We start from the raw sequence: 5,598 nt of genomic DNA, 5'->3' as shown, positions 1-5,598 counted from the left end.
CGCCACCCCCGAGATCCGCGCCACCGACGGCGTCTGCCTGGAGGTGCGCGGCGGCGAGATCTTCGGACTGCTCGGCCCCAACGGCGCCGGCAAGTCCACCCTGGTCCGCCAGCTCACCGGGCTGATGCGCCCCGACTCCGGCACCGTCGAGATCCTCGGCCACGACCTGGTGCGCCACCCCGAGCGGGCCGCCCGGCTGGTCGGCTACCTGGGGCAGGAGTCCACCGCGCTGGACGAGCTGACGGTCGCCCTGGCCGCCGAGACCACCGGCCGGCTGCGCGGGCTGAGCGCCCGCGGGGCCCGCGCCGGGCGGGACGCCGTGCTGGACGAGCTGGGCCTGACCGAGCTGGCCGGGCGGCCGCTGAAGAAGCTGTCCGGCGGGCAGCGCCGGCTGGCCTGCTTCGCCGCCGCGCTGGTCGGCGAACGCCCGGTGCTGGTGCTGGACGAGCCCACCACCGGCATGGACCCGGTCGCCCGCCGCGCCGTCTGGGCTGCGGTGGACCGGCGGCGCGCCGAGCACGGCGTGACCGTGCTGCTGGTCACCCACAACGTCATCGAGGCGGAGACCGTCCTGGACCGGGTCGCCGTGCTCGACCGCGGCCGGGTCATCGCCTGCGACACCCCCGCGGGGCTGAAGGAGCGGGTGGCCAGCGAGGTCCGGGTGGACCTGATGTGGCGGGAGCGCGCGCCGCTGGACGTCCCCGAGGTCGCCGCGCTGCGCCCGCTCGCACAGGAGTCCGGCCGCCGCTGGACACTGCGGCTGGCCCCCGACGAGGCCCGCGCGGCCGTCGCCGCGGTCACCGGCGGCGCGGCCTTCGCCGCCCTGGACGACTTCACCCTGGCCGCGCCCAGCCTGGAGGACGTCTACCTCGCCCTCGGCGGCGGCCAGGCCAAGGGGCTGGTCAAGACATGAGCGGCCGGGACGTGACCGGTCAGGACAGGAGGCGGGGCGCGGCATGACGCTGAGCGACACCGCCCCGGCGTCCGTACAGCCGTACGGGCGGGGGTGCGCGGGCGGTCCGGTGCGGATCCCGTACCGTGAACCCGGGCCCCGATCGCGTACCCCGGCAACCCCGGGCGGTACGCCGGAGGCCCGCCGAGAGCGCGGGAAGCGCGGGAACAGGAGCGACACCACGTGAGCACCGTGTCCGCCAGGGCCCTGCCGTCCACCGTGCGCGCGCCGCGCGCCGGAACGGAGGACGACCGGCCCGGCGCCGCAGACCTCGCGCCCCGGGCGAAGCTGCTGCCCGCGCTCGCCGCGGTCTACCGGGCGCAGCTCTCCCGGGCCCGGGTGGCCCGCATCCCGCTGCTGTTCGTCGCCACCTTCCAGTCCGTCGGGATCATGGTCCTGATGCGGGGCGTGGTGGACGGCGGCAGCGAGGCGCGGGCCGTGGTCGCCGGCTCCTCGGTGCTGGTGGTGGCGTTCGTCGCGCTGAACCTGCTGGCCCAGTACTTCGGGCAGTTGCGGGCGAGCGGCGGTCTCGACCACTACGCCACGCTGCCGGTGCCGCCGGCCGCGGTGGTGCTGGGCGCGGCCGGGGCGTACGCCTCCTTCACGGTGCCCGGCACGGTGGTCACCGCCGTGACCGGCTCGGTGCTGTTCGGGCTGCCGCTGGCCCATCTGTGGGTGCTGGCGGCGGTGGTGCCGCTGTCCGGGGCGGCGCTGGCCGGGCTCGGCGCGGCGCTGGGACTGCTGGCGCCCCGACAGGAGCTGGCCACCCTGCTGGGCCAGCTCGGGATGTCGGCGGCGCTGCTGCTGGGCGTGCTGCCCGCCGAGCGGATGCCCGAGGTGCTGGGCTGGGCGCGCGACCTGCTGCCGTCCACCTACGGCGTGGAGGCCCTCGCCGGGACCTTCGACGCCCACCCCGACTGGGCCGCGGTCGGCCTGGACCTGGCCGTCTGCGCTGCCGTCGGCGCGGCGTCCCTGGCCCTGGCCACCTGGGCCTACCGCCGCGCCGCGGTGCGCTGACGGCCCACGGCCGCCCGGTGCCGGACGGACGGGCGGTGCGCGGCTCGTGCGGTGCGCGGCCGTGGCGCGTGCCGCCCGGCGGACCGGTCGCGGGTGCGGCGAGGGGCGGCCGGCCGGTGGGCGCGGGTCACGGGCCCGGCGGCCCGGGGCCGTACCGCCCGGCGGACCGGTGAGGCGTACGCGGGGGTCGCCTGGCACGATGGCAGGGTGACCGCACCGCTGACGCCGCCGCACCAGCCGCCCCACGGGTCGTCCGACGGCCCCGCTCCCTCGCCCGCCGGGGGCGCCGAGTGGCCGCCGCCCCACCCGTCTGCGTCCTGGCGGACCGGCGACGAGGCCGAGGAGAAGCACGACCTGGCGGCCGAGGTGCGGCAGGGCGCGCTCGCGGCGGTCGCGGTGACCGCCACCGGCCTGCTGCTGGGACTGCTGTGGCTGTGGCTGGCCCCGCGCGTCCCGCTGATCTCGGACGGCCGGGCGGTCCTGATCAAGGACAACGAGGGCGAGGGCGCGATCGGCGGCGACGCCGTGTTCGCTCTGCTGGCGCTCGGCTTCGGCGCGCTCACCGCGGCCGGCGTCTTCCTCTGGCGCAAGCGCGGCGGCATCCCGCTGGTGGTGGGCCTGGCCCTGGGCGGGCTGCTCGGCTCGCTGCTGGCCTGGGGCGTCGGCACCCTGCTGGGGCCCACCCACGACGTGGCCGGGCACGCCCGGGAGCTGGGCGCCGGCGTCACCTTCGACGCCCCGCTGGAGCTGCACGCCTACGGGGCGGTCCTGGCCTGGCCGATCGCGGCGATGCTCGTCCACCTGGGGCTGACCGCGCTGTTCGCCCCGCGTGACCCCGAGCCCGACGACGACGCCCACGGCGCCTTCCACGCGGCCACCCCCGACCCCGCTCCCCGCGCCGCCGGCCCGGACGACCGGGGGCACTGAGCCGGCAGCCGGAGGCGTCGAGCCGGCCGGACGGCGGCCGGGCGGGTGTCGGCCGGGCCGGTCGGCCGCCGCCGAACGGACTCAGCCGCGCCCGACCGGGGCCAGTACCGCGTCCGTGAGGGCGGCCAGGTCGGCGGGGGACAGTTCGACCTCCAGGCCGCGCCGTCCGGCGGACACGCAGATGGTGGCGTGGCCGGTCGCGGAGGCGTCCAGGACGGTGGGCAGCCGTTTGCGCTGGCCGAGCGGGGAGATGCCGCCGCGGACGTAGCCGGTGGTGCGTTCGGCGGCGGCCGGGTCGGCCATCGCCGCCTTCTTGCCGCCGACCGCCGCGGCCAGCGCCTTCAGGTCGAGCCGGCAGGCGACCGGCACCACGGCGACGGTCAGCGTCCCGTCCACGTCGGCCACCAGGGTCTTGAACACCCGGTCGGGGGAGACGCCCAGCGCCTCGGCGGCCTCCTCGCCGTAGGACTCGGCCGCCGGGTCGTGGTCGTAGGCGTGCACGGTGAAGGCGGTGCCGGCGGCGGTCAGCGCGACCGTCGCCGGAGTGCCGCCGGCCGCCTGCTTCCTGGGCTTCCTGGCCACGGGACCTGCTCTCTGGGCTGCGTCAGTTGGGGCTGGTGGGGCTGCGGGTCAGCTCGACCGCGGGCAGCGAGGGCAGATGGCGCAGCACCGCCGTCTCGGCCCGCAGCAGGTGCAGTTCCTCACGCAGGCGGGTCGCGGTGTCGGGGGCCTGGAGCAGCCGCTGCTTGGCGGAGGTGTCCAGCACCGCCGCCGCGGCCACCAGGTAGGAGACGACCGACGGCTCGTCGGGCAGCTCCTGGGAGGAGGAGACCGTGCGCTCCCGCGCCCCGGCCAGCCGCTGCTGGTAGGAGCGGAACGCGCGCAGCACGCCCTCGGCGAGCGGTTCGGCGCCGTCGCCCGGTTCCTCCTCCAGCTCCTCCAGTTCGGCGGTCAGATACGGCCCGCTGCTGTCCACCGAGAGCAGCTTCACCCGGGTGGTGCCGGTGGCCAGCACCTCGAAGGTGCCGTCCGGCTGCTCCCGGATGGTGGCCGCGTCCGCGACGCAGCCCACCCGGTGGAACGCCTGGATGGGGTCGGGCCCGAAGCCGGCGGCGGGGCCCTTCTCCGGCGGGGTGGTCGGATCGGGCATGCCGGGCGCGGTCGGCGCGACCTCGCGGCCGTCGCGGATCGCCACCACGGCGAACCGGCGCGGCTCCGCCTCGTCGGTCTTCAGCAGTTCGCGCATCATGGCGCGATAACGCTCCTCGAAGACGTTCAGCGGCAGCACGAGGCCCGGGAACAGCACCGCGTTGAGCGGGAAGAGGGGCAGGCGAGCGGTGGTCACAGCGGTCAAGCGTAATGGCCGCCCGCGCGGCTTCGTCCGCCCCGTCCGGACACGCGCGACGCCGCCCGGCCGGCCGCCGGTCCGGCCGCCCGTCCGTCGGCCCGCGCCAGGGGGAGCGCGCCGGCGGCCGCCATGCCGCGGGCCTGCTCGCGGGCGTCCAGGAACCGCCCCAGCGGATCGTCCGCCTCGGCGCCCGGCACCTCCTCGCCGGCGCTCCACGGGCAGGAGGTGGCGTACGGCCCGATTAGCCGGAACTGCTCCACGGCGGCGCTCCACCGCTCCCGCCGCACCAGGACGTACGCCAGGATGTTGCGGGCCTCGGCCGGCCACGGGTCGCCCGCCGGGTAGCGCGCGGACAGCTCGGCGGCCCGGTCGGCGGCCGCGTCGACGCGAGCCTCGGGCACCGCGCCGAGCACGCCCCCCGAGCCGGCCGCCGACCGCAGCCGGGCGAACGCCACCCGCACCGGCAGCGCCCGTACCAGCGAGCCGGCCGCGGCGTCCTGGGCGGCCTGCTCGGCGAAGTCGAAGCAGTGGTCGAAGCCCTCGGGGCCCGAGCCGTGGCGGCGCTGGGCGAGCAGGTAGCGCAGTGCGGCGGTGTGGCAGCCGTGGTGGTGCGGGGCCCGGCGCACCGCCTGCTCCCACAGCGCCTCGAAGTCGGCCGGCGCGGCGCCCGAGCCGCGGGCGTGCTCCAGCGCCAGCCGCCAGGGCACCGGGTCGTGCGGGGCCCGGGCGGCGGCGGCGTCGATCAGCGGCCCCACCTCGCGCAGCCGCTCGGCGCGGGCCGGGGACGCCCAGGCCCGGCGCAGCGCCAGCTCCGCGGTGACCAGCAGGGCGTCCGGGTCGCCGGGGGCGGCCGCCTGCCAGCGTTGCAGCCACTCCTCCCTGCTGCGGGCGAAGGCGGCGAGCTGCGCGGCGTACCGGTCGCGGCGCTCCCAGTCGGCCGACTCGCGGGTCGCCGCGAGCAGCGCGGCGGCTGGAAAGTGATCCCCGAGCGCGGCCGCGACCAGGACCGGGCCGAGGCGATGGTCGGGGGCGTCGAGCAGCACCGCGCCGTCCGGCGGCAGCCCGTCGGCGGATCGGCGGACGGTGGGCCGGGACAGGCGTGCGGTGCTCATCAGGGCGCGCAGCAGTGTCATGGTGTCGACCATTGAAAAACGCAGGTCACAGGTGCGCCAGGGCCCTGCTGTGAAGCTTTGGTGGCGGCCGGAAGGTTGTGCCGCCGATTGTCAAGAGACGGTAAAGAAAGCGGGTCGGTCGGTGATCATGGTGACCGTGCCGCACCCGGCACGGTCACCATGATCCCCGACCGACCCGCTTTCTTTACCTTCTCTTGACAATCGGCGGGCCAACCTTCCGG

Annotated in this window: 6 protein-coding genes; 3 read left to right on the top strand and 3 right to left on the bottom strand. The window is 77.3% G+C overall.

The features are described from left to right. The 3 genes from C6N75_RS19205 to C6N75_RS19195 form a co-directional block, all read left to right on the top strand. The coding region (locus C6N75_RS19205; RefSeq protein ID WP_105870146.1) for an ABC transporter ATP-binding protein at positions 1–913 on the top strand (913 nt) is incomplete at its 5' end. A 222-nt stretch (positions 914–1,135) separates the two neighbouring features. Beyond that, positions 1,136–1,969 (top strand): ABC transporter permease, encoded by an 834-nt coding sequence (locus C6N75_RS19200; protein WP_105870145.1) that lies wholly within the window; start codon positions 1,136–1,138, stop codon positions 1,967–1,969. Between the two features lie 207 nt (positions 1,970–2,176). Continuing rightward, on the top strand, positions 2,177–2,896 hold the full coding sequence (locus tag C6N75_RS19195; protein WP_258177499.1) for a DUF2567 domain-containing protein: 720 nt from the start codon (positions 2,177–2,179) through the stop codon (positions 2,894–2,896). Between the two features lie 81 nt (positions 2,897–2,977). Here the strand turns inward: C6N75_RS19195 and ybaK are convergent, their stop codons facing one another. The 3 genes from ybaK to C6N75_RS19180 are packed head-to-tail and all read right to left on the bottom strand — an operon-like array spanning position 2,978 to position 5,389. Further along, a complete protein-coding gene (ybaK, locus tag C6N75_RS19190; RefSeq protein WP_105870144.1) occupies positions 2,978–3,478 on the bottom strand; it encodes a Cys-tRNA(Pro) deacylase in 501 nt (166 codons plus the stop codon). A gap of 22 nt (positions 3,479–3,500) precedes the next feature. Continuing rightward, a complete protein-coding gene (locus C6N75_RS19185) occupies positions 3,501–4,241 on the bottom strand; it encodes an LON peptidase substrate-binding domain-containing protein (RefSeq protein ID WP_105870143.1) in 741 nt (246 codons plus the stop codon). Positions 4,242–4,246: 5 nt separating this feature from the next. After that, entirely contained in the window at positions 4,247–5,389 is a 1,143-nt protein-coding gene (locus C6N75_RS19180) for a hypothetical protein (RefSeq protein WP_105870142.1), read from the bottom strand. Positions 5,390–5,598: the final 209 nt, after the last annotated feature.

Origin of the sequence: Streptomyces solincola, assembly GCF_002982015.1 — a bacterium.
Classification (GTDB): Bacteria; Actinomycetota; Actinomycetes; order Streptomycetales; family Streptomycetaceae; genus Streptomyces; species Streptomyces solincola.
This window is presented reverse-complemented; position numbering and strand designations above follow the sequence as displayed.

Bases quoted from the DNA above. Each gene is read 5' to 3' on its own strand.
- C6N75_RS19180 (WP_105870142.1), bottom strand. From the start codon at position 5,389: ATGGTCGACACCATGACACTGCTGCGCGCCCTGATGAGCACCGCACGC.